We start from the raw sequence: 24,923 nt of genomic DNA, 5'->3' as shown, positions 1-24,923 counted from the left end.
CTTTAAGCACCCCTAATTCTACTTCTCGTTTGTCTCACTTCGCTAGTTCTCCCTCTTACTTCTATGCTGCTCCCCACGTACTTTATGAAGACGTCATCTAGAGTTATCTCTCTTATCTCTATCCTCTTATACTTTACACCATTAGTTCTAATGAAATCTATCAGATTTGGCAAAACTGTATCGATATCCTTAACGATAACGCTAACCTGGTTATTTTTAACTATAACATCTTCAATGCTTGGTATGTATCTTATTTTGTTCAAAATTTCCGAGTTCGTATCCTCAACTTCAAACGAGATAATGACATTACCTATACTTCTCTTAAGTTCTTCAGAAGTCCCAATCTTAACTACCTTTCCCTTATCAATTAACGCTATCTTATCCGAATATATATCAGCTTCATCCATATAATGTGTGGTAAAAAATATTGTCATATCGTGTTCCTCCTTAAACTTCCTCAACTCCTCCCATACGGTTTTCCTAGCGACAGGATCTAACCCTATCGTAGGTTCATCTAGAAATAAAATCTTGGGCATAGTTAAAAGGGCACAAGCTATTTCCAACCTTCTTATCATCCCTCCAGAAAAGGTTTTTACTAGATCTTTTCTGACCTCGTATAATCCTAGCCTATCTAGAATGTATTCTATTTTTTCCTTCCTTTCAGAGGATGGTATACCGTAAATTTTACTGTAAATTAGTAAATTATCGTATGCAGTGAGATCGGTCCAAACACTTATCTCTTGAGGGACGTATCCTATTATTTTTCTAACTTTATTTGCATCATCAGTTACATTATATCCACCAACATAAGCCGAACCTCCACTTGGTGGTATTTGAGTTGTTAATATCCTGATTAAGGTTGTTTTTCCTGCGCCGTTAGGACCTAGAAGGGCAAACGCAGTGCCCCATTCAACCTCTAAGTCAATTCCATTAAGTGCCTTTACTTTGCCATTATATGTCTTAATCATGTCTTTTACGTAAACAGCAAAGTTATTAAAAAACACAAGATATCGTAATCGAAAGGAACTTTAAAGTTAACTGAAAGATTAAAGAAGATTCACCATCTTTATTTGAGAGAGTCAACTAGCTGGTAATAATTTACCATCCCTAACTGTTAAATATACTTGCTTATAGTCTAAAGGGCAACCACATTTCTAAAATTACACAAAAACCTTTCCTCATATTAGGGAGAAAGTCAAGCCCTTTAAAGTCTCAGGAAGTATAATGTTTTTCTAATCAAGAAGTTACTTAGAGCTTCCGTACGTACATAAGCTTCGTTTAAGAACTCACTCCCATTCACTTTTACTATAATAACTAATTTTAATAACCTTTTCCTCCTTTTATTTTTCCTCAACATTGTTCTTCAGCCTTTCAACACATTCATTGTTTTCCAAAAATAGTTTACCTATAGTCTTCCCGCTACAAGTATACTTAAATATCCTACTGATTATTTTTCACAATATGAGGGATAAAATAATTTTATTTTTAGGAGGTATAGCCTTTGGAACTGCGGCTATTTTCGTTAAGTTCTGTACAATAACTCCACCTCTCATCACTTTTATGAGGTTTTCAATAGCTGCTTTAGTTCTCTTACCATTTTCTCATAAAAGAAAAAGAAGGCTTAATATAAGATACTTCATTATACCTTCACTGTTCCTATCACTTCACATGTTATTTTTTGTTACTAGTGTATTTTATACGACAATAGCTGCCTCAACTATTCTAGTCTCAACAAGCTCAATTTTCGCAATGATATTAAGAAGGAGGATAGACCTATTTATACTTATCGCGATACTTGGTATAGTTGTAATGAACGTCAGCACTTCCTTTGGATATCTATTAGGGAATATTCTCGCTTTATTATCTGCAGTTTCCTTTGCCCTATACACCTTTTTTCTCTCTCGAATAGAGTACGATTTCATCTCGATAGTTCCCTATATTTATCTGTTATCTTCGTTATTCATGGTACCAATCTTACCATTTTATGGAATAGGTGACTTAAATTTAATTTCAATACTTTCAATCTTAGGCTTAGTCTTTATTCCCACATTGATTGGTCACGGTTCTGTTATATATACTGCCAACAAGTTACCGATAAGTTTAGTGACTTCAGCCGAGTTGATTGAGCCGGTTGTTGCAACGTTACTAGCAATACCAATCTTCCATCAAATACCTAATTTTCAAGAGATAATAGGCGGTGCAATAACCCTTATAGCAATTTATTTCGCATTTAGAAAATAAAAAACTTCCAATGGACTATTTTGTTACATTAAAAACTTATTAACTATTATTACCAAAAATTAACATATGAGTTATCGTTCTCTAATTGAAACATCTAGAAGTAAAAGATATGTTAGACTACTTCCTATTCTCTTTTTCTTATATATCGTGAACTTTCTCGATAGGGTGAATATTTCCTATGCAATAGATGCCGGAATGTTCCAATATCTCGGGGTTTCTGGTAAGGAAGTTGGTATAATTGCTTCCCTAGCTTCATCATTATTCTTTGTAGGTTATTTCATTCCCCAAATCTTCTCAAATCTCGGTATTAATAGATATGGCGTTAGGAAAATATTTCTTATAGCATTTGTAGTGTGGGGTATAATAACTATTGCAACTGGTTTCGTCACATCGGTTTCACAAATTTATGTATTAAGATTTCTACTTGGAATAGCTGAAGGTCCATTCTTTGCAGGGGTAATGTTTTATCTAAGTTTGTGGTTCTTGAAACCAGAGAGGGCCACTGCCAATAGTTTCTTCACTGCTGCAATTCCGATATCTGGAATATTTGGTAGTCTAATTGCTGGAGCAATATTTGCAACTTATGGTGACTATCCCGGATGGCGATATTTGTTCTGGTATGAAGGAATATTAGCGATATTTGGCGGGTTACTTGCATATTTTATTTTAACAGACTTTCCAAGAGATGCCAGGTGGTTAAGCAATGATGAAAAGAGTGCATTAGAACAAGCTTTTAAGGAAGAGGAGGTGGAGAAGATTAAGGTTAGTTGGACTAAGGCATTAGCGGACTTAAATGTGATATTGCTTGCCATAGTTTACTTTTTAGGAGTTACAAGTCTTTACGGCTATTCTATTTGGTTACCATCAATTATTAGCTTTATTGGTAAAGTTAACGCTACAATTGCCAGTTTTCTGTCAGTAATACCATATGTTATTGCCTCAATATCATTAATTCTAATAGCACGTTATGCTGATAAAAGACAAAATCACAAATTTGTAACCTTTGGAGTATTTATAGTGGCTGGAATTGGTTTATCACTAAGCGCAGCAACTCAGAGCATATTCGTCTTATCATTCATACTTTTCGCATTAGCCGCAATAGGGATTTATAGTTTTATCGCAACGTTTTGGGCTATACCTCAAGGGTATTTATCTGGTGACGCCGCTGCTGCTGCTATAGGTTTGATAAACGCTGTTGGAAATCTTGGAGGAATTTCTGGCCCTATAGTAGTAGGATTTCTAAAATCATATACTGGATCATTTGTAGATGGAGTTTATGCCATGGCAATATTCTCAATTTTAGCTGGTTTAGTAACGTTGATTGTGAAAAGAAGATGACTTATTCCTTGTTTTCTGCTTAGTTTTCGTCAAGACCATCTTTTTTTAGTTGAAAATTACCCAATTAAGAAATAAATAGAAACAAAAAGACATTTAACTACAGATTTAGAAGAGTATAATGTGATAAGAAGTTATAACGTGCTCTTATCCCATGACGACTGGACTTTGCAAACTGATAAGTACGAGGAAGATGAGTTAAAAGTATTAATGAAAATTCGTACACCATCATTTGAAAAGATGGAAGAGAATATAATAGCTGAAGCTTATGTCAGAGACCCTATGGTACTAAATGAACTAATTAACATAATTAAATCCAACAACAGGGTTATCAAACTAAAGATTATTGAGACTGTCAGAACTAAGAACGAATTAAGGGCTTTAATGTTATTATCAGCTAAATTGAAGGGGGGAATTAGTGAACTCTTAATGAATAAGGGAGCTTACTATATTTCAGAGCGAATATCAAACGGGTTAGAAAGATGGTCTCTAGTAATAGATGACAAGGTATTTAAGGAAATCATCTTGCCTGACTTGAAGGAATATACCTATAATTTAAAGGTTACCGAGAAAGATGATAGAAATTTACTATCTGTGAAGAATTTGCTTACAAGTAAGGAGTTTGAAATCATATATAAGGCGTATAGGATGGGGTATTTCGATTGGCCTAAAAAAGTGGATTTGAAGGAATTATCTGAGGAATTAGGGATTAGTAAGGCAGCAACTCTGCAAGCGTTAAGGAGGGCAATGGGTAAGTTAATTAGGAACTATGTAGATAATCTGACCTAAAAAAATTGTTGATCTCCTCTTCTCTTGAGTTTGAGTATCTCTACTACAACTCCAACTATTATGAGGAAAATTCCAACTACAATATAGGATTGATTGTAAAAAATCTTATACCCCTCTAGTAGTATACTGGCATTGCCAAGTCCATATAGTATTGAGGCTGGTTTAATAGTGATACTCCCTTTTACTAACAATATGTACGTGTAGTTACGATAAACTATGAGAAAACTTCCACTATTCACACTTACTTTCGCTCTTTCGTACCATGGGGGAATTACATACATACTGCTGTTGTTCACGTGTATTGTGGTGTTTAAAGGGAACGTAATCTCTCCTAGTACTAGTATTAAAATACCTAAGGATATCAAATATATGCCTACTCTCACTATATCTGCACCTTCCTAAAGGCGTAGTATGCTAGGTAACCCAAAATTAGATCTAGTGGTAAAAGGTAATTAAATATGGATATATTTCCAGTTACTTCTATCCCTAGAACTAGGAAGATTAAGCTTATACTTACGAAGAAGCTTCTAAAGGGTCTTTTAATTAGTATTGCAATCAAATAGGAGGAATTACAGAGGAGTAAATATTCGGACATGAAGACGTTTATCCATATTATGGGTGGAGTAAATGATGAGAGAAGAAATATCAATTCTGCAATCAAGAGAAATATTCCACCTATTAGCAGAACATCAATGAAATATGATAGAAGAAATACTGTCCTCCTATCCCTCATTTGCAAAAACGATATTATCGTCCCATCATAGAGATCTTGACCCATCCCTAGACTTATGTTCCTTATAACTAGTGTAGATAATATTATACCTATTGTAAACATAATTATATTGAATAGGAGTTGATCAACACTTGCATTTCTAGTTTGTGGATGAAAGAAATTAAATGACGCCACTACACTAACGCTTAAAGCTGCTTCTAAGTCAATATACGAAAGTAACCCATATTCACCATATCGATGCCTGATTAGAAAACTGACTACTCCCATCCCGTCTCCCCTTTGATACTTTTATCTATTATAGAATTTCTAACGTAAAATATCCTTACACCAGCAGTGGAAAGGATTTTCGAAATTTCAGCTAAGTTTCCAGAGATCCTTATCTGGTTACCTATAACTTCTATCTTCCTATCCTTTAACGCTTCTAGAGCCTTACCTATATTATCAACCACTATATAAAACTCTTCAAGAAAATTATTTCTTAATAGCTTATCTACTTTGCCGAAGAACTTCATAATCCCATTGTTTATTGCCAAGACGTGAGTTGAGAACGCTAAAATTTCAGCTGGTATATGGGATGATATGAGTACAGTTAAGCCCATTTTTTCTCTTAACACTGCAAAAGTATTGTAGACCTCATATCGTGATGTTATGTCCAAGTTGGCTGTAGGCTCATCTGCTATAATTATTTCTGGATTTTTTATCAAGGAAAAGACTATTTGTAATTTCTGTTTAGTACCAGCTGAAAGTTCCCTAACTTTATTTTTCAGAAAATGTAATAAATTAAAGTCTTCTAATAACCTTTTAGCGTCACTAAGAGGATAGTTAAATTCGCTGGAAACTTCCTTCACTATGTCAATTACAGTGAGGTATGGTGGTAAAAATGGCTTGTCCAATATTATCCCAACTTTTCTTGGTATTTTATTGCTATTCCAAGGATCCTCTCCTAAAACACTTATGTAGCCTGAGGTTCTGTTTATTAGCCCACCAATTATTTTAAGTAGTGTCGACTTCCCAGCACCATTAGGACCCATAACTAAGGTTATACTCCTATCCTCTATGGAGAATGTAAGGCCATGGAGTACTTCAATATCACCATACCTCTTTGTTAAATTGATAGCATCAATCACGCTCATATTACGAAATACGTTATTGACACTAAAAAACTTTTTAAAAGATTAATGTGGCTTTAGCCTCGGAACTCTTTAATGCGAATTCCGAAACACCGCTTACCTTAACCTTATCCAATAACCTTTCATGATCAACGTTTTTAACTTTCATTCCAAATTCACATGCTGTAAGTTCTATATCATCACCTCCTAATTCTATCAGATTTTCATAGTAATAGGATAATGGCTTTACGTTAGGAAGTTGTATTTTCTCTATTTCCTTTGTTACTCCCCTTAACCCATCCATGGTGAAGAACATGTACACTTTATTTCCAGAAGAGGCGTAGCCTATGGCAGTTATATAGGCCATATAGAGTTTTTCATCTTCTCCAGATATTACCATTATTGCATATAAATCACTCATTGTTTATTCGCCCCCTCAAATTCTCTAACCGTCTTAACTAGATTATACCAGAAGAATATGAGTCCCAAATAAACTACTATATAACAAATGTATCTGGTTGCCTCTATATATCCTTGCAATTGTGATGGGGATATATAAGCTGAAAATACGCCATTTTCTAATGCAACATTATTGTTGGGAACTATATATTGTACTGAGAATTCATACCAACCTAATGCAAATAAACTTACTACTAAGGGCGATAATAATCTCCTAATAATTGGTAGGGAAACCATCATAACCACCTCTCCTGGACTTTAACAGCTAAATAAACTCCTAATAACATTCCGAAGAGGAATATAATACCGTCATAACCTAATTGGGCAAAATTAGTCCACATTAACCCTACATTGCATCCAAGGGCCATTCTAACGCCTATACCAACTAACATTCCTCCTCCGAACCCTATCAGTAGTCTACTCTTATTTCTTGGTATTCGTATTTTGAAGTCACCACTTAGATATGATGCTGAGAAAGCTCCAATACATAACATTATTACCATTAGCGTACTTGGGTCGACAATTGGTAGCGAATCGTTAAACCAAGGTGTGTTTAGAAATAACTTGACGTTTCCCAACATTAGTAAGTATTCAAAGAATCTACCGCCGTCAGACGAAGTTATGACTAGGTAATTGAAGGTGTATCCAGCACCAACTATGAAAACTAAAAGTAAATCTAATGCCAATATTATCGTAGTTAAGTTAGTTCCATATGGTTTTCTTAATAGTATCAAATCTTTAATTTCCTTGGTTAACGATACCTTTTCCTCTCCAGATGTACTTATGTTTTGATTATAATAAGCTCTAGCTGCAGGTAAATTGATGCGTAAACTAGATGAGATTGCCCATTTTCTCTTAGTGTACTGTTGCAAGTAGATTCCAATGAATATTAGTGGTAGGCTAACTACTAACGTGGTTACATAGACTGACATATTTGAAATTGAGTGAAATATAAGGTAGGGCAAGTATTCAACATATCCTCCGTTAGTAGTGGATAAAATTCCATTAGCCATTGTGTATAGCTGAAAAGGCCATATGCCTATTGCAAATACATAAGTGCCTATCATCATTCCGAATAACTCTATCCAATTTTGAACATAGCCACTGGCAGCCCTATAAAGCATTGATAGATTACAACCACCTGCTAATGCTGCACCAAAGCCAAATATTATAGAGCCAACAAGAATATACCAACCTGCAAAATAGTTATAATAGTACTGATCAACTGCCGGGATAACCCCAAATGCAACTAGCAACCCACTTCCTAACGCGGACAATCCGAATAATATTAAAAGGGCTCCAAATCTCTCATAACTTTTGGCCGTAAATATTGAAGTCATGGCGTTTACAAAACAATAATTACCCCTTTGAGCTGCCCAACCCAAAATAAATCCAGAAAGAGCGAATAATCCGTAGATTAATGCCCAACTCTCTTGAAGTACTGGCTGTAGTACCATACTAGGCATTGATTATTTCACCTTTAGGATTCTCACCTTGTAAAGTCCGTTATCTCTTATCACTACAAACGGGTATCCTAAGGATTTACATAAAGAAGGTAAAGTAACATGTACTGCGGGTTCGTGATCTGTTAACACTTCTAACATTTGTCCAACTTTCATTTTCTTCAATTTTTTGCTCGCACTCATTTCTGGAACAGGACATTCCTCTCCTCTAACATCAAGAACCTCATCTGGTTGTCTTAAAGTTAGATCTTCCACTTTGATTCCCTCAAAATATTACGTATTTTTAGGTAATTATAAAAGTTGTGATATTATAAACCCTTATTAAAGTTAATATAATTAAATTGTAATAATCATATCTACAGTATCTAATACTTTTGCATAAAAGTCAGGGAAACAGCCTATCTTTGCTTCCTCTATTAGTTTATCAGCTAAATTTCTCATGTATATGCATTGATCACAGACTTGCAAATATATGCCCCTTTCTCTACTAAGTTTACCTAATCTTTCGGCTAAGGGATTATCTTTCATTAGAATATAGACATTATCGTGTATAAAGAACATTCCAATAACTTCAGCGTTGTGTCTGTTTTCCTCCAACTGCGGTACTACCATCTGCCCTAAAATATAAGAACCCAAATTGGATTCAACTATATAGGCAATTTTCTTAACCATTGCTGACACCATTTATAAACTTCTCAACAACTTCATTCACTATCTGGTTAATTGTAAATCCCTTGATTTGACGTAGTTTTTCCATGGAGTTATCTCTATTTATTTTTCCCTCATTTTCAATATATCTCTCACAAAGTGCTTCTAAGGTTATTATGAGTAGTGGACATTCAGAACTTTCATAATATATTTTCCCATCTTGAGCCCTATAGAGTGTGAACCACCTAAAATTATCTATTCTAAAATAGCCCAATTTTTCAGCATTTATCTTCTTATAGCTAAATAACCTTTTCATTAGAAAGTCTGAAGCGTATTTCCTATTAACTATGCAACCACATTCATCCTTAAGCTCCATAATGGGAAATACACGCTTAGTCAAATAAATTTTTGCAAATAGTCAATCTAACGATAAATACATGACATTTGTTTCTCCAGCTAACTTCTTTAAATATTCTAATGCCTCGTAATCTAATAAGGTTTCATTTTCAGTGTCAATCCTAGCACATACCATTTTGTTACTCTTAATTAGTCCAGTAAATAACCATCCCCTACCTAAAGGTGCTGATGAGACTAGGCAAATGTCTTTTTCACAATTAAATCTATAATTCTTAAAATCATTAACTTTTTCAACTTTATGGAATTTCACGAAATATGTGTATAAAAACGACATGAATTTCTTATCCCTAATTAGTTCTCTAATTCTAGACTCGTTGAATTCCTTAATGACCTTAACGTATTCATCAGTGTTAATCGTATTACTTAAAACTAAAATCCTAAAAGATACGTAATCTTCATATTTTAGGACCTCATATCTACAGTTAAATAACTTAATTATTTCTGGGATAGTGTGAGCTACTGCGGCTGGATTATCAGTCAAAGCTTCTATTATTTCTCCCCTATTAGCCTTCATCAATTCTCTCTTTAACGTTATTTCCGGAACTGGGCACTCTTCTCCTCTAAGATCTAATACTTTATCTGGCTTAAGAGTAGAAATTCTAAGATTATTTTCAACTTTTTGCTTCCTTATCAAATATTTTGAATATTCTTCTAAATTTTTCCTTATTGAATTTGCTATACTACTTAGGAGTTTTTCGAGAATTCCTCTGTAACTTATTTTTACGTTTATTCTCTCTTCGCTTTCCTTCTGGAATGTTATATTTATTATGAACCTTCCATTCTTTTCTATTATATCAAGGCCATCCTTTCTCGGCTTGCATATACATTCTACTTTTAGTCTGAATATGGTAAGGTAACAGATATATCCAAAATCTAGCTTTTTTATATTTGATAATTTATATAGCTTATACGAGTTTTCCAGGTCTAACAATGGCTTGAAATCTTCAGCGTAAATCAGTGTAGTTTCCTCTATCATTGTTTAAAATGGTGTTAATTCTATTTAAAAAACTTATCTTCAGCCATTTAGTGTATAACTGAATTTAATTTTAAGAATAAAAAGTCTATTCTTATGATATAACAATAAGAAAAACATTGATGAAGAATTTTCTTGGTCAACCAACTTATTTTGGTTCAAGGATTTTCTTAATTTTATGCAAAAGTATTAGATACTGTAGATATGATTATTACAATTTAATTATATTAACTTTAATAAGGGTTTATAATATCACAACTTTTATAATTACCTAAAAATACGTAATATTTTGAGGGAATCGAATGAATAAAAAACAGTTAATAAAGGCGTTATCTAGTTATCAATTATGGTTAATAGTAGGACTCATAGTAATTATATTGATAGGAGTAGGAGCAGCATACATTATGTTAAAGCAGTCTCAATCATCATCAATACCTAGTTCGACCCAAACTACCAGTAGTTCAGTCACTGCTACTCCTCAATACAGTTTCCTAGTATTCACACAGAAAGGAATTGCAGAAATAATAAACCCATCATCCACTACTCCTTTCCAAGGATATACGCATTCCATTAACATCTCTACAAACGTACCACAACAAGTATACTGGTGGGTTGAGTATCCATTTGAAAGTGCTGCACAATCAAGATATTACCTCATACCAGTAAATAATGGTACGGTTTACGCAATCGATCCTAATAGTTTAAAGATAGTAAAGGAATTCAATTTTGGAAACAGTATAGGATTTATAGGAGTAGCATACTCACCGAGTCAACAACTAGTTGCAGTAGCAGATGGCCCAAGCGGTATCTTAGCCCTAATTAACGTTTCATCTCTTAACGTATTATGGGAACAGCATTTCGTCTCTCCAGTTAACGGTAGAACGTATTATCCTTGTGACGTTAGATGGAGTCCAGATGGGAGCTATTTAATAGTTCCAATGAGATTTAACAACAGCGTCGATCTTATAGCGTTAAACAGTAGTGTAATTAAGGTTTTACCTGCTGCTGCTGGTTCGCAACCCTATATGGTAAGCCCTAATATGCAAGGCACAATGGTAGCGGTAGAGTACGTTGGAAATAACTCAGTTGGGTTTTACTCTCTACCATCATTGAAATTGCTAGGTATCTTACAAATGCCCAACGGTACAATACCACAGAGAGGCGTATTCACTCCAAATGGAGAGTACTACCTTGAGGCACCTTCAAATGCGAATCAAGTGTTTGTGATATCCACATCGACTTTTCAGATAGTCAAAACTATAGACTTGCCAACATTTAGTGTTAAAGGCTTGGCAGATATAGAACTTATGCCTGGAGGGCAGTACGCATATGTAGTGATTCACGGTAATGTGCAATCAGGTGGTATAATAGCTCTAATATCCCTAAGTAGTTTAACGGTAAGTAGCTATGTACCTTTGTCTACCGCACCAGCAGTGATAATTCCAGTTCAAAACCAAGTAGCAACTTACCTAGTTGATAACGTTTTGTTACCTCCAGTTAGTGGGCTTCACTGTTAGGGGAATAAGGATGAAAGTCCTACATCCATATTTCTATACTTTTTTGTTTTTTAATTTTACCGTATTTCTCCCAATTTTAATAAATGGGATTAGGATAGTTAGTTTGTGGTATTCTCCCTTATCAGATACTGGACAACAAACGTTTATACTCCCCTTCCTAACATTCACTATTATATATCTTGCTTGTTCTAGTATATTTGGGTACTTCCTTTATAGACATAAGGAGAACAAATTCATACTGGTGAAAGGAGACTTTACTGTATTAAATATTATGAAGAGTCTTCTAAACGATAAGGCGTTTAGAAAAATACTAATTTTCTATTCATTTTCCTATTTAGTATCCTTCCTAATAGTTAGCGGAGTCATCTTGATCCCAAACATCAACATTAGCCCCTATTTTTTAAAGCTAACAATTATAACATATGACGCATATGGAATTCAAACCTATTTCAATTTCTTCGTGCTTAACATTCCAATGATCGTATTTGCTCTATTAAACACGTTAATACTATCATTTGCATTCATGCTAAGCTACTATACCATTTCACTAATATACGTGTCATACAATTTAATGGAATGGAAAGTACCAAAGACCTTTAGGATAACTGCAATAAACATTGCAGGAGGATTTTTAACAGCCTCTGTCCCATCAATTGGAACAATAGCGGGGATTTGCTGCTTAACCCCTACTGCAATAAATTCACTATTGTATCTCGCTTCCTCCTCGTTCCCATTAATAAGTAAAAACCTAGTGTGGAAGTACACAATCTATATGGGAATGCCCTTACTCTCTACTATCTCCCAATTAATATTACTATCCTCTCCCGTATTTGCTGGAGTGGCAATTCTCTCTTTATCATTGTACTCTCTCATACAAATTAGCAAGAAATTAAGAGAGGGATTGTTATGGCAAAGATAATGATCTCCGATAATTTTACATTAATTTTAAGGATATCAATGGCTTCCATATGGCTCTATGCGGGTATTTTAGGAAAACTTCTCAATTCAGGATTTCTGAATCCATCTTCCGAACAATATGTAGGTTTTACGATACAGTACTTAGCCCAAGGATCTATTATAAGGCAATTTTTATATATAGTCGCGATGCCACATCCGGTTCTAGTTGGAACCTTAGTGATGATTGGAGAGATTTGCTTTGGGTTTCTAACTCTTATAGGATTAATGACTAGACTAAGTAGTGTGGTAGCATTTTGTACCAACTTAATTTACTTCTTGTCTGCTAGCTGGACTGGAGCTGAGGAATACGGGTTAAATCTTCTAATGATGACAATAAACGCGTACATGATAGCTTATGGTTCTGGTAATTTCTCAATAGATTCTTTAATATCACGAAAATTTAATATTATTGACAACAAGATACTATGGATAGTAGTAGGTAGTGTGATATACATTGCGGTCATTGTGTATCTAACGCTTGTCTAGGATCTTCTCAGTTTTACATACCCAACCATTAGGAGAAGAGTTGCAAATAGAGAATATAAGTATTTATCATATATTACTAAATTTACAATATAAAATCCTAATATTACAGAATAATATATCATGTTCTTACTTCCGAATGGTGCAAGACCGTAAACGCCTAAGGAGAAAGAGATTGAAGCTATTATATAAGGTAAAATCAAGGTAAAGTCATTACCTATTAAAATAAGTTCAAACAAATAAAACGGTAGACTGGATAACATAATTGTCAAAGGTATCTCAGCTAGTAACTTCCCAACATATACTTTACTTGTTCCCACTAACCTCATAATTTGGCTTAGTTCGCCTCTAGGAAAAGAGGATAATAAATAGTAGCTCATTAAAGCTATAAAGGATAGGATGAACAATAAAAGGATAATAAGAGGTATCTTTAGTGTGTTTGAAAAATTACTGTAGGTGAAATTGACATTTAGAGGTAGATTAACGTTATCCGAACTAACCTCAAAAATTGTATAATTTAAATTTTCTTGTTTAGGATCTGTTGCGATGAAAGTTTTACCCTTAACGCTTATAATCGAAAGATTTTGGCTGGAATAGTATTTTAAAAAGAGACTTGAAAAAGCGAAAGTAGTTGAAGAATTTTGTATAGATAATGTTAAATTTACATGTTTTTGAAATGAATTTATTATTACGTTAATCCTAGTACTATTCTGAACATATGCTACTGGAAGATACAAGTAAAATGACCCATTATTCGTCTTAACGCTCTCTGTGAAATTGTAATACGACACCTTTATTTCTGAACTTACACCTTTTCCTTGAAAGTCAAAGACGTAACCAGCTACTTTTATGCCATAAGAAGAGCCCTCAATGATACCTACGACGCTTATTGACATGGAAAGAATTTGCGCAGCTATTAGTGATAAACTCAAAGCTATGAGAATTAGGAAGACAAATGCAACTGATCTTTTAAATTCCTGCATAAAAATATAGGAAAGCCTCATCTGGTGTCACTCTAATAACCTCATACTTAACTCCACGTTTATCTAAATCACTCTCGATACTATTATCGTTTTCCCTTTCCCATACCTCACTGTTCTCAAATCTTATAACCTTATACAGCAATCTACTCTTGGGACCATCGAAAACGAGCCTACCCTTAGACATAATTACAACCCTATCTATTAGATCCCATATATCCTTAAGGTTATGGTGAGCAATTATTACACCCCCTTTAAATCTCCTTATCAAATCTCTAGTGAGAGAAGAAATTTGGGACATGTCATCGACTATGATGTAGTTAGGGGAAAAAGGTAATGAAAGAGCTAAGGACAACCTCTTTTTCTCATCTAGGGATAGATCTTTAACCTTCTTACTCCAATCTAAGCCAACGAGATCTAAATAATGATACTCCTTATTAACATAACCCATTACGTCTTTTACACTGATAGTTGGTATAAACTTAGGCACCTGAGGTATATAAGCGATCTTTCTCTTGTCTTCTAAATACACTTTACCTTTAGTCGGTTTCATATCCCCTGCTAGCATCTGAAGTAGTACAGTCTTACCTGAATTATGAACACCTATAACTCCTACCTTCTCGTTCTCGTAAATATCTAGATTAACGTCAACTACTGCAAAACTTCCGTGAAAAATTTTACTTACGTTTATTGCCCTTATCACGTTAAAGTTTACTCATTTTACAAATTAATATATCTTCTCGTGTCATAACAATTAAAATTTGCAGTCCATGTAGTGCTTAAATCAACTAGTTAGTTCAATTTATTTCTATAACTATCTAGCCAATTGTAAGGAACGGTATTAATAAATGCCCATTCCTCTAAATTTCATATATAAATATGACAAAGGAAATGTTTAAATGTGGATAAGAAGCAATCATCAAGAATATTAACTATCATATTAATAGCATTAATTTTATCAGAATTTTGCAATGGAATATTAGTTAAGGCAAGTAGTGTAACAAATGTGTACATTAGTTTAATTACCTTAGATGGAAAGCCTATAATGGCAATTCAGACTTCTAAAGGTGATATTCTGAATATAACACTAGAGGATTTTAACGGAAGGAGAATAACTTTACCCACCATTTCTCTTAATGCGTCTAATATTCTAACGTACTCCTACAATAAATATCTAGTAATTGAGATGCAAGCAGAAGGAAACTTAGCAGCATATGTTATAGACTCATCGTTGACCTTAATTAACCAAATAAAGCTAAATTACAATTATTCTGTACAGTATCCACTTTTAACCGGAAATTACTTAGTTCTAATTGGCAAGAAGCTATTGGGAGTAATAAGTAGAAATATTACCATTAATGGATCGCTTTTAGAGGAAAATATTCCCATTTATAATATTTCCATATCTAGTATAAATTTTATTAATAATAATGAAAAGAATATTAGCGTAACCGATGTTATTGGATTTCCCTTAAATCTTACACTAATTAAGGATCGTATTATAGCTGGGTCTTTCTTTCCTTTAAAAGGGGTATTACCCATTTTCTCATATGGAAATTGGATTTACATAGTAAGTCCTATATATTTCAATTCCACAATAGGCGGATATGAAGTGGAGGCAGTGAATTTAAATACAATGTCAGTAAGCGAAATCGTGATTAAATTTAGGGGATATATGAGTGAGTATATTCCCTCTAACTTAGAGGGTTCACGATTCCTAGTATTCTACAACGAAAGCAACATCTCGGTTTACTCTATTAATGGGAGTTATACGGAAAGCTTAGAGATAAACAGTTATACCGAACAACTAGAGAAGCCTTATGCAGTATATACACAGCTATTTCCCTCAGTAGTATTTTCAAGCAGCTTAGCTCTTGTTAATCCAATTATTGTTCCAATGTCCATTGAAATAGGATCCACTATCAATGTAGTTAATTATTCTGTTAACGTTATACCATCGATTGCAAATCGTTTTTCAGGCTATTATTTGTTAACCAACTTCAATCCCTTTCTTTACTTAGTTCTATTTAATACTACTTATGGACTAAATATTCATAATGTAGCGAATTTTTATATTTACAATAAATCCATTTTATTAATACTTTTTTACAATTCATCTATATCATATTATCAAATTGGTAAAAGCGCTTTAGATAGACTTCCCTCGGGTACAATGATTTCAACTGGGCTTATTGTGGAGAACAACTCTGTAGAGTATTACAATAATCCTATATTCTTATATCAGAACTTTCCTTTAATTCAAGGTTCTCCAGTAATATTGAAATACAATAATGGTACATATGAATTAATTATAAGCTTGCCAAATTCCACCATTTATATACCTAGGGGATATTTTGTCGTAGGGGTTTACAATAATACTATAGTGCTATATCATAAGGGTAAATTGTACTTATCACTGGGAGATAAACTCCATGAGATAAATTTCAGCATTCCTCGAGATAATGATAGCTTTACGAATTATATTATCGTCTACGTTATCATATTACTAGTATCAATTGCAATATATATTATGATTCGTGAGAAAGATAGAATTTCATAGTAAGATGTACCATCTAATCCTTTTAAATTCAAACATTACTATATTCTATAATGATAAAAAGTTACACCATAGTGCTCTCACACGACGATTGGAGTCGTTACACTGAGAGATTTGACGAAGAGGAATTATATGTAAAGGTTGTAAGGAGAATTCCATCATTGGATGGACTCACTGAAAATGTTATGGGTGTAATTTACGCTAAGAACAAGGAGTCTTATAAGCAAATAATTAGAATGTTGAGTAGAAATGAAACAACTATTGATTTCAGAATAATAGATGAGTACAAGAATAAATCTGGTATCAGAGCAATTTATGCGTCGATAGAGAGCCTAAGAGGAAGAATAGCTGAAAGGTTGTTAAGGGATTGTAGAATTTTTAGCATGTCAGAAACTATATATGAAGGAATGGAAAGATGGAACGTAATTGCTGACTCTGAAAACTTCATTAAGATTATACCAGAGGTGAAGGAGCTAACTTATGAGTTTAAAATTATTGAGGAATCTTCAAATCCATTCCTTTCAGTAAAGGAAGAGCTAACGCCTAAGGAATTATCAATTCTGAAGCTAGCCTTTGATAAGGGATACTTCGAAACACCTAAAAGAATAGGACTAGAGGAGTTAGCAAATGAGTTGGGTATTTCTAAACCAGCCATAATGCAAGTTTTAAGAAAGGCTATTGCGAAGTTGACCGAAAAGAGTATAAGAGATTCTTAACCAGTTAGAGAGCTTAAAATTCCCAATCCTATCATAAAAATTCCTAGGAATAGTAACGATAGCCTCCCTGCCTTAGCTAGAATTTGGAAATTCCCTTTCACTCCTTTGACCAAACCTTCGTATATTAATAGAACAACTATGGATTGGGCTATCCATGAGCCTATTCCAAATAATAGTCCAATTAAGAAGGTTACATTCACACTAATAAGTGTACTTAGGGCAATGGTTAATAACAATACTACAATGAAATCTCCTCCAAAAGCTGCAGCTAGGCCGTGAATCCATATTAATTTGTAATCTGGATTACCATCTTTATCTGCAACTTTATCCTTACCTTTAATGATGAAAATTAAGGCAACTCCTATCATTGTCAGCCCTACTATAACGTCTACTACTGGATCTAGGTTGTAATTCTGAAAGAATGAGAGAAGTTGTCCAGTCAGTGCACTTAAACTAGCCCAGACGAGTGTTAACGCCCCTGCGAAAACACTTGTAGAAACTATTGCACCTTTCATATTCCTCTGCATTATTCCATAGGATACGGTAATTGGCCATGTATGTTCGTCAGGTTTTAGTCCATGAACTATACCTATTATAAAAATTGCTAAAGGCCAATAAATGCCTAAGACTAATAATATTTTATGCGCTATGGGCTCTAGTATATCTGGCAATGATAATATGGCAATTGCAATTCCGAGAGATATGGAAAACGCGATTATAAGTTCTTTTCCTCTCATACTGTATTAGGGTAACCCTAAAATATATAAATTTTTCTAGCGATAACAAAGGAAAAGGACAAAAACATTAAAAAAGAACTTTTACCTTCTTCTAATTAACACCACAGCTATTACTATTATAACTATTAGTACAATTATTCCAATCGCCATATATGTCATAGTATTTGATGATGAAGTTGTTGTTATATTAGATGTGGCTGAAGGAGATGTCGTGGATGTTAAAGTAGCAGAGACACTTGCGGTAGTGGATGCACTAGATGTACCTGTGGATGTTAAAGTAGCAGAGGATGCCGTTGAAGTAGTTGGTTGTGCAGAGTAAACTACATAATATGTTGAAGATGGATCGTCAAATATTTCCAGTTTTCCATTTATGATGAAGTAATTGGAAGAGTTTAATTTAACTAATGTACCATTCTCTACCTTATAGACGCCAATTATAGAACCATTATTAAGCGTCGTAACGTTGAATAGGATGTATTGTGAAGTCACGTTGACTACGACCTTCTGTGCCACATGAACGTTACCGTTTAAATGCACATTGGTAACGTTTACCAATAGCGGAGGTGTTACACTAACATTATGAGTGGTATTGTCTTCTGTTAATACTACGAATTTTGACGTTGAATTTAACGTTATTTCCGCCAGCACGCCTTTATGATTATGCACTATGACTAAATGAGAAATGTTAACGATTGCAGTTGACGTTATATTACCTTCATCGTTTCCTACTATCATTACTGGGACTCCATTAATGTAAGTGTAACCCATAAAGTTCGCATGTACTTGTTTTACTCCACTTACCGTAACTATCTTAAGTTCAGTAAATGCGACGTTGTAATTAAGTCCAATCTTAACTGGCATCATCTCTAGATTTCCAACAATACTCGAAATGTGTACATATCCTAGAATTGTACCATTTACTCCATAAAATTCTATCGTCTCAAAATCTGCACGTATGTTTCCCTTACCTGACATTACTGGAACTAAGCCTTCTCCTTTCCAAACTAAGGCAGGAGTCAGTGTACCATTGAAGTACGCTGTAGTAACCTTATATCCATTAACAGTTGCGTTGCTTTCCGTCCCATTATAGTTAATACTGACCAGTAATGGAGAATATCTCCTTGGTATTTGCGCTGTCGCGGTTAGCTCTCCACTAACTGATACTTTAGCCTCTACAGATGTTACCGGGAATAAGTATAGGCTTATTTTATTGCTTATACTTGCATTTTCTTTATTAATTGTCAATGTTGCATTAGCTATTGTGGAACCGTTTGCAAATTGAAGCATAACTTCACCTGTTCCATTAATATATGCATAAGCGTTAATATCAGTAGCATTAAAACCAGCCCATATCAATTCTGTCTCATTTGCACTAATTATCACTATTCTTATTAAATTAGGTAAGTCAGTTTTTATCGTAATCGTGTTATTAGTATAGGCTGATATGTTAACATATCCCTCAAATTTTTCTGGAGAAGAAGCAAATAATAGAGTGTAAACTGTTCTGTTGTACGTTACCTTAAACGCTTTGCCATCACTTAGGGTTGTATTGTATGTAGCTGAACTTATAGTATAAGTTACTGTACTTCCACTTAATGGACCATTAATACCGGAGGCTCTGTATACACTATCATATCTTTGATAATACACATGGATTGTAGGAGTTGAACTGGCTGAAATTGGAATTGTTGCTAAAACCGTTAAGAGGAGAGGTAGGAGGACTAGCCATTTCATGTGGGATAGTAGGACGTTTCCCCTATATAAGGGTTAAGTTGTTCCGCTTCATGAAACGGGTTGAATTTCAAATAATTTCTTCATTAGGTTTATATCACGAACTAATATAAACTCCTCTGAGTTTTCATTACTGCTGCTGTTAGTGGAGTTTCCTATAAATTTAAAGTAAAGACCTATATCGTTAAGTATTTGTTGTGGCGTCAAATTCTCATAACTCTTACCATAAATATAAGCAGTTACCTTAACATCATCCTCCTTTATAGTTACATTTGCATAGGTTTGGTTAAGATTTAACGTTACGACTTGACCATCTTCAAAATAGAGAATAACATATAATTGAGAAAACGTTATATTAGGCTTGATACCAACAATGTATATTCCATGTTCTTTAACGTGTATCTTAAATTCAGCCTTAAATGAAAATGAATAGGTCTGAGGCTGTTTAGTAGTTGAAGATCCAGAATTAGTAGTAGAGGATTGAGTTGTAGTGATTGTTGAAGTTGCCCCAGATGTTGTGTTAGTTGTGGCTGAACTAGACGGAGAAATAATTTGCACTGTGGAGACATTTATTGGAATCCCGCCTACTGGCTGAGTAGGTCTATTGTGTAGTGTATAATAAAGTTCTACACCTAACATTACATTTACAATTAAGGTAATTATTACCAAACCTACCAAGAGTGTTTGTCTGTCCACGACTTGTAATTGGTTGAATATTCCATATAAACCTTAGTTCCATGAAACTGTGAAACAATGCATTTTAGAATGACGTATTTACGTCAAAGTATAGTGCATCAGGTGACCTACACGAGCTACATGAGTTACATAATATCATAAAACTTTTCATAAAATACGAATCGAATGATTAAAAGATGAAAACAAAAAGCTTCAGAAGCAAAATAATATTCTAATGAAGGCTATCAGTGTTACTCGAAATGTAGAATCAATTATTCTTATCTAATTCTATAGAAACAAATTGAAATCATGATGGATTCGTGAATCACCCTATTGAGATAGTTATCAAAATTAGAGATTACGATGCACGAACTAAATATTTGAAAATGGTTCTAGAAAAACTCAGAGAAACTAAAAAGTTTAATGTAGAGGGCTTTTTAAATAAATTAAACGAAATGTGAAGAAGAAAATTCTTCTTATATCATTTATTATTTTGAGTGTTTTGACAACCATAGCTGTGATATTAACGCATTCTTTTGTTGTAAGAGTTTGCTTAGTTATAGGAATACTTGATTCAATTCAAATACATATAGTAATTTATGTTTATCAGTGCATTACGTATGTATGTTGTATTATCTCACTTCTTACTTGTATTTATTGTACCTCATCAGCTAATATTGAAAAATTCTACAAAATAAAAGAAGAGGGAATTTTTATAAAGTAAACTTTATTTTTAAAATTTTTCTAACATAAAGAGAAGCTTGGATTCCAACATATGCACCTATACTGCTATAATATATTTTTAAAATTCGATGAGAGAAATTACCATATCCTTTTTTAATGCCTAATGACAAACATATAATTATGAAGACCGGAAAAGATGGGGAATACTATTATGTTGAATTGGACAAGGAGGAAATAATTAAGCTTAAGGAAATTGTTGAGAAAAAGGCTAAGGATCGTAAACCCTCTTATGAGATCCCATCTTCCAAATAAACACGATACAGTTTTTTGAATAAACACTATAAAGTATCCTTATATCCCCCGTAACTTCTATAGAGAACATGGGATTTCCGTACTTATCCTTTCCCAGCTTCTCTCTGGCGTATTTGAAGGGATTATCAAATATTAGTAATACCTTTTCCAGCATAAGCATAACCAATTTATCGCTTTCAAATTCATCTAGCAAATATTCCGCTAATTCTTCTAAACTGTTTATTTTCTTATTTAACATAAACCTTGCAATCCACTCCTCACAAACCACAATAAAATAAAAGAAAACACATTTAAAAATCTTTTTATTTTTTGTTTAATATCTCGCCAAAAATAATAATAGTAATTGAAGACTTTTATCATAATTGAATTCTAAGGGAGGTTTTATAACCTATACTTCGATAGATATAGAAGATAAGGTAAAGGCCCAACTCTTAATTATAAGGAGAAGTTAGACAACACAATATTTAGAAATCGCTAAACTAATAAACTGGTTAATATTTAGTTAAATTTGATGAAGATTTTGCTATTATTGCTCTTACCATTGATAACAGTTCCAGTCATTATTTCACACTCATCAATCTTAAATATTTATTATAACGGTACTGTAGAGGCTGAACTTACTGGTAAAGTTAATCAATTCGTCCTGATAGGGCATAATATAACGAACCTTAAGGTCATTGGAGCTAAATATAACTTGTCCGGAAATACATTATATCTCACTCCCAGTAATACTACTGTTTTCATTTACTACAATGCAATATTACCTAGAGGAGTTATCCAAATTAATGAGCCATATAACGCTACAATCAATATTTATATACCTCTTAACTCCTCTATTAATTATGTTTCTCCACAGCCCTACAGCTTTAATGTAATGAGCAATTATTATAACGTTACTTTTGCAAACGTAAATAGTGTCATATTGCTATATGCGCTTTCTTCCCATGTTACTACAGCACAAAATGAATTGGAGATTCCTATAATAATAGGTGGTTTAATAGGTAGCGATGCAGTACTAGTTTCACTGATCATATTCCTGGTAAGGAGAGGAAATGTTAGGGTTGTGAAAGAAGAGGAAGAGGAAAGTGTAGATTTCGTTCCAGAGGTGTTGGATGAAAGGGATACTATTGTGTTAGAGGCGATAAAAATGGGTACAAATACACTAGCTGATATTGTGAGACAGACTGGTTTACCTAAATCTACTGCATATAGGAGAGTTAAGAAGTTAGTTAAGTTGGGATATATAGAGGAGATAAGAGAGGAAGGTAAGATTAGGTACGTGGTAAAGAGCGATAAGAAATAGCTGTTTCACTGTTCCGGAACGCCTCCCTTAAAAGGATGAACTTACAAGAGAATATGTAGGTGAAAAGATGAATAAACTACTCCTGCTCGGTGTATTATTAAGCACTATATTAGTAGGCGGTGTAGTAATTGGGGAGGAAATAAGCGGAAGTTTAGGGACTATAAGTTACAATGTGACCTCGCCAACTATACAAACTACCTTAGCCTCATTCAATTTAGGGAATTTAACTGCGGGACAAAAAGGTACATTAACGGAAAACGCTACTCTTACCGTATCGGCTAATGGTACTTATACCATAAAATTAAAAGAAGATGTATTAGAAGACGTATTCTCTGAATTTAACGTTACAATTCACATTGCTAATTATACCTTTACGTTGTCACTTCACGGAACGGAGCACTATACATTATACCTTAGCAAGGGTACCTATACTGTAAACATTAAGATATCTTATGTGGTATCACAAAATCCTGAGGCAAAGTCAGTTAGTAATATTCCATTCTTAATAGTGAAATATGGAGGAGAACAACAAGCACAACAAACCCAGACTGCAGAGCATGGAAAGAAACATCATGATGACGATAACGAACAAGATGACTAAAAGTGAAATATAGATTAATAAAGTGAGATATAAGGTAAAAAATATTTTTTGTCAGAAAGGACCCAGTTCTTCACCATTCAGAGAGAGATTTCACATCACGCATTATATTTTTCTCTCATATAATCTAATAGCCTAGATGGGTTATATGCCTCACCAAATGACCTCATTTGTAACTCCTTTGGTGAATATATAGCTCCGTATTTATGAATTCTCTCTCTTAGCCAATTCTTTATTCCCTCTATATTACTAATATCGAAACCTCCCTCACTTTTCATGTGGTAGTATGCCATACCGGCTATCACATTTCCCAATGTATAAGTAGGGAAGTAACCAAAAGAGCCTTGACTCCAATGAACGTCTTGTAATACTCCCTCTCCATCATTCTTAGGCCTTATATTTAGATATTTGTCCATCAAATCATTAAATAGTGAGGGGAATTCGTTAGCTTCTAAACTACCCTCTATTGCCCTCTTCTCTACCTCGTATCTGATTGCAATATGAAAGTTATAAGTAACTTCATCAGCGTCAACCCTAATTGGTTGCCTCTTAACGCCATTAACATAGTAATATACATCATCAATGCTATCCTTAACGTTTAGCAAGGGATAAATGGTTTTAATAAAGCCATAACTCCTTCCTACTACGTTTTCCCAGAATCTCGATTGCGACTCGTGAAGGCCCATGGAAGGAGCATTTGCTAAAGGAGAGTATTCTAAACTCGGATCTATTTGTAACTCATATATTGCATGCCCACTCTCATGGACTAGAGAATAAAGGACTCTCTTGAAATCATATCCTTCATATCTTACTGTTATTCTAACATCATTTCTACTCATTGACACTGTGAAAGGATGAGGAGAGACGTCTATTCTAAATCTATCCTTAGGCATCTTTAGTATCTCATAAGCTATTGTCTCTATGGTTTTACTCATCTGAAAAACGTCATATTTTTCATCCTCAAAATGATATTTTCTAGTAAACTTATCATCGATCTTATTGAGAATCTTAGACAAACCGGGTAATAAATCGTTGAATACCCTTTCAGCATCGGTAACAGTAAATCCTTCCTCATACCTATCTAAAAGTGCACTATATGGATGATCCTTATACCCTAGCCTATGTGCTATCTCTCTCTTAATCTCAAGTATTTGCTCTAAATAAGGTTTGAATGCGTTAAAATCGCCTTTAGCTTTAGCGTTTCTCCAAACTACAGTAGCTTCAGATGTTATTCTATGAAGTTTCATATCCAACTCTTCTGGCACAGCGTCATAGTACTTATATTCTCTATCTAAAACTCTTTTTAAACCTTTTTCAATATCATTTTTTGGCTCTAACTTTTCTATTTCACCTCTAATGCCTAACAACAATTTCCTCCTTAAGTTACTTAGCCTCGCTAAAGCCTCTCCCCTAGTCTTAATCCCAGATTGGGGCATGTAAGTTTGGATATCCCAATCCAGTAAGCTTATTGCGTGTTCAATTGCCCAAATGTCTTCATACATAAAG

The 24,923-nt window shown here is 34.0% G+C and carries 28 protein-coding genes; 10 read left to right on the top strand and 18 right to left on the bottom strand.

The window, feature by feature from the left end; genetic code table 11:
* Positions 1 to 2: 2 nt before the first annotated feature.
* A complete protein-coding gene (locus tag J5U23_RS02300; protein ID WP_218266810.1) occupies positions 3 to 1,004 on the bottom strand; it encodes an ATP-binding cassette domain-containing protein in 1,002 nt (333 codons plus the stop codon).
* A 457-nt stretch (positions 1,005 to 1,461) separates the two neighbouring features.
* On the opposite strand from J5U23_RS02300, the gene J5U23_RS02295 reads away from it, so the two are divergent.
* From J5U23_RS02295 to J5U23_RS02285, 3 genes are all read left to right on the top strand, one after another.
* A complete protein-coding gene (locus tag J5U23_RS02295) occupies positions 1,462 to 2,241 on the top strand; it encodes a DMT family transporter (RefSeq protein WP_218266809.1) in 780 nt (259 codons plus the stop codon).
* A 66-nt stretch (positions 2,242 to 2,307) separates the two neighbouring features.
* Complete coding sequence (locus tag J5U23_RS02290) at positions 2,308 to 3,579, top strand: MFS transporter (protein ID WP_218266808.1); 1,272 nt, start codon at positions 2,308 to 2,310, stop codon at positions 3,577 to 3,579.
* A 120-nt stretch (positions 3,580 to 3,699) separates the two neighbouring features.
* The gene (locus tag J5U23_RS02285; RefSeq protein WP_218266807.1) at positions 3,700 to 4,365 is read left to right on the top strand and encodes a helix-turn-helix domain-containing protein; all 666 of its coding nucleotides are present in this window, start codon (positions 3,700 to 3,702) and stop codon (positions 4,363 to 4,365) included.
* Here the strand turns inward: J5U23_RS02285 and J5U23_RS02280 are convergent.
* The 10 genes from J5U23_RS02280 to J5U23_RS02235 form a co-directional block, all read right to left on the bottom strand.
* Positions 4,362 to 4,751 carry a hypothetical protein gene (locus J5U23_RS02280; RefSeq protein WP_218267476.1) on the bottom strand — a complete coding sequence of 130 codons (390 nt, stop codon included), beginning with the start codon at positions 4,749 to 4,751 and terminating at the stop codon, positions 4,362 to 4,364. The genes J5U23_RS02285 and J5U23_RS02280 overlap by 4 nt on opposite strands.
* A complete protein-coding gene (locus tag J5U23_RS02275; protein WP_218266806.1) occupies positions 4,748 to 5,365 on the bottom strand; it encodes a hypothetical protein in 618 nt (205 codons plus the stop codon). The genes J5U23_RS02280 and J5U23_RS02275 overlap by 4 nt, the downstream gene beginning before the upstream one ends.
* A complete protein-coding gene (locus tag J5U23_RS02270) occupies positions 5,356 to 6,231 on the bottom strand; it encodes an ABC transporter ATP-binding protein (protein WP_218266805.1) in 876 nt (291 codons plus the stop codon). The genes J5U23_RS02275 and J5U23_RS02270 overlap by 10 nt, the downstream gene beginning before the upstream one ends.
* A gap of 34 nt (positions 6,232 to 6,265) precedes the next feature.
* On the bottom strand, positions 6,266 to 6,628 hold the full coding sequence (locus tag J5U23_RS02265; RefSeq protein ID WP_218266804.1) for a DsrE family protein: 363 nt from the start codon (positions 6,626 to 6,628) through the stop codon (positions 6,266 to 6,268).
* Positions 6,625 to 6,903, bottom strand: coding sequence for a hypothetical protein (locus tag J5U23_RS02260; protein WP_218267475.1), 279 nt, complete (start codon positions 6,901 to 6,903; stop codon positions 6,625 to 6,627). Before J5U23_RS02260 ends, J5U23_RS02265 begins: the two co-directional genes overlap by 4 nt.
* Positions 6,903 to 8,132 carry a YeeE/YedE family protein gene (locus J5U23_RS02255; RefSeq protein WP_218259276.1) on the bottom strand — a complete coding sequence of 410 codons (1,230 nt, stop codon included), beginning with the start codon at positions 8,130 to 8,132 and terminating at the stop codon, positions 6,903 to 6,905. The genes J5U23_RS02260 and J5U23_RS02255 overlap by 1 nt, the downstream gene beginning before the upstream one ends.
* Before the next feature lie 3 nt (positions 8,133 to 8,135).
* Positions 8,136 to 8,384, bottom strand: a complete 249-nt coding sequence (locus J5U23_RS02250; protein ID WP_009989107.1) for a sulfurtransferase TusA family protein — start codon at positions 8,382 to 8,384, stop codon at positions 8,136 to 8,138.
* An 81-nt stretch (positions 8,385 to 8,465) separates the two neighbouring features.
* Positions 8,466 to 8,801 carry a DsrE family protein gene (locus tag J5U23_RS02245; RefSeq protein WP_218261069.1) on the bottom strand — a complete coding sequence of 112 codons (336 nt, stop codon included), beginning with the start codon at positions 8,799 to 8,801 and terminating at the stop codon, positions 8,466 to 8,468.
* Positions 8,794 to 9,153: a hypothetical protein gene (locus J5U23_RS02240; RefSeq protein ID WP_218266803.1), complete on the bottom strand. Its 360-nt coding sequence runs from the start codon at positions 9,151 to 9,153 to the stop codon at positions 8,794 to 8,796. The genes J5U23_RS02245 and J5U23_RS02240 overlap by 8 nt, the downstream gene beginning before the upstream one ends.
* Before the next feature lie 42 nt (positions 9,154 to 9,195).
* The gene (locus tag J5U23_RS02235; RefSeq protein ID WP_218266802.1) at positions 9,196 to 10,170 is read right to left on the bottom strand and encodes a sulfurtransferase TusA family protein; all 975 of its coding nucleotides are present in this window, start codon (positions 10,168 to 10,170) and stop codon (positions 9,196 to 9,198) included.
* 299 nt (positions 10,171 to 10,469) lie between these two features.
* Between J5U23_RS02235 and J5U23_RS02230 the strand changes: the two genes are divergently transcribed.
* Genes J5U23_RS02230 through J5U23_RS02220 form a run of 3 tightly spaced genes read left to right on the top strand, consistent with a single transcriptional unit; the run spans position 10,470 to position 13,127 of the window.
* Positions 10,470 to 11,684, top strand: a complete 1,215-nt coding sequence (locus J5U23_RS02230; RefSeq protein ID WP_218266801.1) for a YncE family protein — start codon at positions 10,470 to 10,472, stop codon at positions 11,682 to 11,684.
* A gap of 10 nt (positions 11,685 to 11,694) precedes the next feature.
* A complete protein-coding gene (locus J5U23_RS02225) occupies positions 11,695 to 12,603 on the top strand; it encodes a hypothetical protein (RefSeq protein WP_218266800.1) in 909 nt (302 codons plus the stop codon).
* On the top strand, positions 12,591 to 13,127 hold the full coding sequence (locus J5U23_RS02220) for a TQO small subunit DoxD (protein ID WP_218266799.1): 537 nt from the start codon (positions 12,591 to 12,593) through the stop codon (positions 13,125 to 13,127). The genes J5U23_RS02225 and J5U23_RS02220 overlap by 13 nt, the downstream gene beginning before the upstream one ends.
* Here the strand turns inward: J5U23_RS02220 and J5U23_RS02215 are convergent.
* Together J5U23_RS02215 and J5U23_RS02210 are read right to left on the bottom strand one after the other, a co-directional pair.
* Entirely contained in the window at positions 13,124 to 14,128 is a 1,005-nt protein-coding gene (locus J5U23_RS02215) for a hypothetical protein (RefSeq protein ID WP_218266798.1), read from the bottom strand. The genes J5U23_RS02220 and J5U23_RS02215 overlap by 4 nt on opposite strands.
* Entirely contained in the window at positions 14,094 to 14,807 is a 714-nt protein-coding gene (locus tag J5U23_RS02210) for an ATP-binding cassette domain-containing protein (protein WP_218266797.1), read from the bottom strand. The genes J5U23_RS02215 and J5U23_RS02210 overlap by 35 nt, the downstream gene beginning before the upstream one ends.
* Before the next feature lie 342 nt (positions 14,808 to 15,149).
* Between J5U23_RS02210 and J5U23_RS02205 the strand changes: the two genes are divergently transcribed.
* The gene (locus J5U23_RS02205) at positions 15,150 to 16,664 is read left to right on the top strand and encodes a hypothetical protein (RefSeq protein WP_407690812.1); all 1,515 of its coding nucleotides are present in this window, start codon (positions 15,150 to 15,152) and stop codon (positions 16,662 to 16,664) included.
* Positions 16,665 to 16,714: 50 nt separating this feature from the next.
* Positions 16,715 to 17,377, top strand: coding sequence for a helix-turn-helix domain-containing protein (locus J5U23_RS02200; protein ID WP_218261061.1), 663 nt, complete (start codon positions 16,715 to 16,717; stop codon positions 17,375 to 17,377).
* Here the strand turns inward: J5U23_RS02200 and J5U23_RS02195 are convergent.
* The 4 genes from J5U23_RS02195 to J5U23_RS02180 all read right to left on the bottom strand — a co-directional run bounded on the left by J5U23_RS02195 (position 17,374) and on the right by J5U23_RS02180 (position 21,784).
* Positions 17,374 to 18,114, bottom strand: a complete 741-nt coding sequence (locus J5U23_RS02195) for a hypothetical protein (RefSeq protein WP_218266795.1) — start codon at positions 18,112 to 18,114, stop codon at positions 17,374 to 17,376. The genes J5U23_RS02200 and J5U23_RS02195 overlap by 4 nt on opposite strands.
* Before the next feature lie 81 nt (positions 18,115 to 18,195).
* A complete protein-coding gene (locus J5U23_RS02190; protein ID WP_218266794.1) occupies positions 18,196 to 19,848 on the bottom strand; it encodes a hypothetical protein in 1,653 nt (550 codons plus the stop codon).
* 48 nt (positions 19,849 to 19,896) lie between these two features.
* Positions 19,897 to 20,562 carry a hypothetical protein gene (locus J5U23_RS02185; RefSeq protein ID WP_244988849.1) on the bottom strand — a complete coding sequence of 222 codons (666 nt, stop codon included), beginning with the start codon at positions 20,560 to 20,562 and terminating at the stop codon, positions 19,897 to 19,899.
* A 910-nt stretch (positions 20,563 to 21,472) separates the two neighbouring features.
* Positions 21,473 to 21,784: a type II toxin-antitoxin system RelE family toxin gene (locus J5U23_RS02180; RefSeq protein ID WP_218266793.1), complete on the bottom strand. Its 312-nt coding sequence runs from the start codon at positions 21,782 to 21,784 to the stop codon at positions 21,473 to 21,475.
* Between the two features lie 243 nt (positions 21,785 to 22,027).
* Here J5U23_RS02180 and J5U23_RS02175 point away from each other — a divergent pair, with 243 nt between their 5' ends.
* Positions 22,028 to 22,819 carry a helix-turn-helix transcriptional regulator gene (locus tag J5U23_RS02175; RefSeq protein WP_218266792.1) on the top strand — a complete coding sequence of 264 codons (792 nt, stop codon included), beginning with the start codon at positions 22,028 to 22,030 and terminating at the stop codon, positions 22,817 to 22,819.
* 67 nt (positions 22,820 to 22,886) lie between these two features.
* Positions 22,887 to 23,420 (top strand): hypothetical protein, encoded by a 534-nt coding sequence (locus tag J5U23_RS02170; RefSeq protein WP_218266791.1) that lies wholly within the window; start codon positions 22,887 to 22,889, stop codon positions 23,418 to 23,420.
* Positions 23,421 to 23,515: 95 nt separating this feature from the next.
* Here J5U23_RS02170 and J5U23_RS02165 read toward each other — a convergent pair whose 3' ends face one another.
* Positions 23,516 to 24,919: a carboxypeptidase M32 gene (locus J5U23_RS02165; protein WP_218266790.1), complete on the bottom strand. Its 1,404-nt coding sequence runs from the start codon at positions 24,917 to 24,919 to the stop codon at positions 23,516 to 23,518.
* Positions 24,920 to 24,923 lie beyond the last annotated feature (4 nt).

The organism is Saccharolobus shibatae B12, from assembly GCF_019175345.1.
Lineage (GTDB): Archaea > Thermoproteota > Thermoprotei_A > Sulfolobales > Sulfolobaceae > Saccharolobus > Saccharolobus shibatae.
This window is presented reverse-complemented; position numbering and strand designations above follow the sequence as displayed.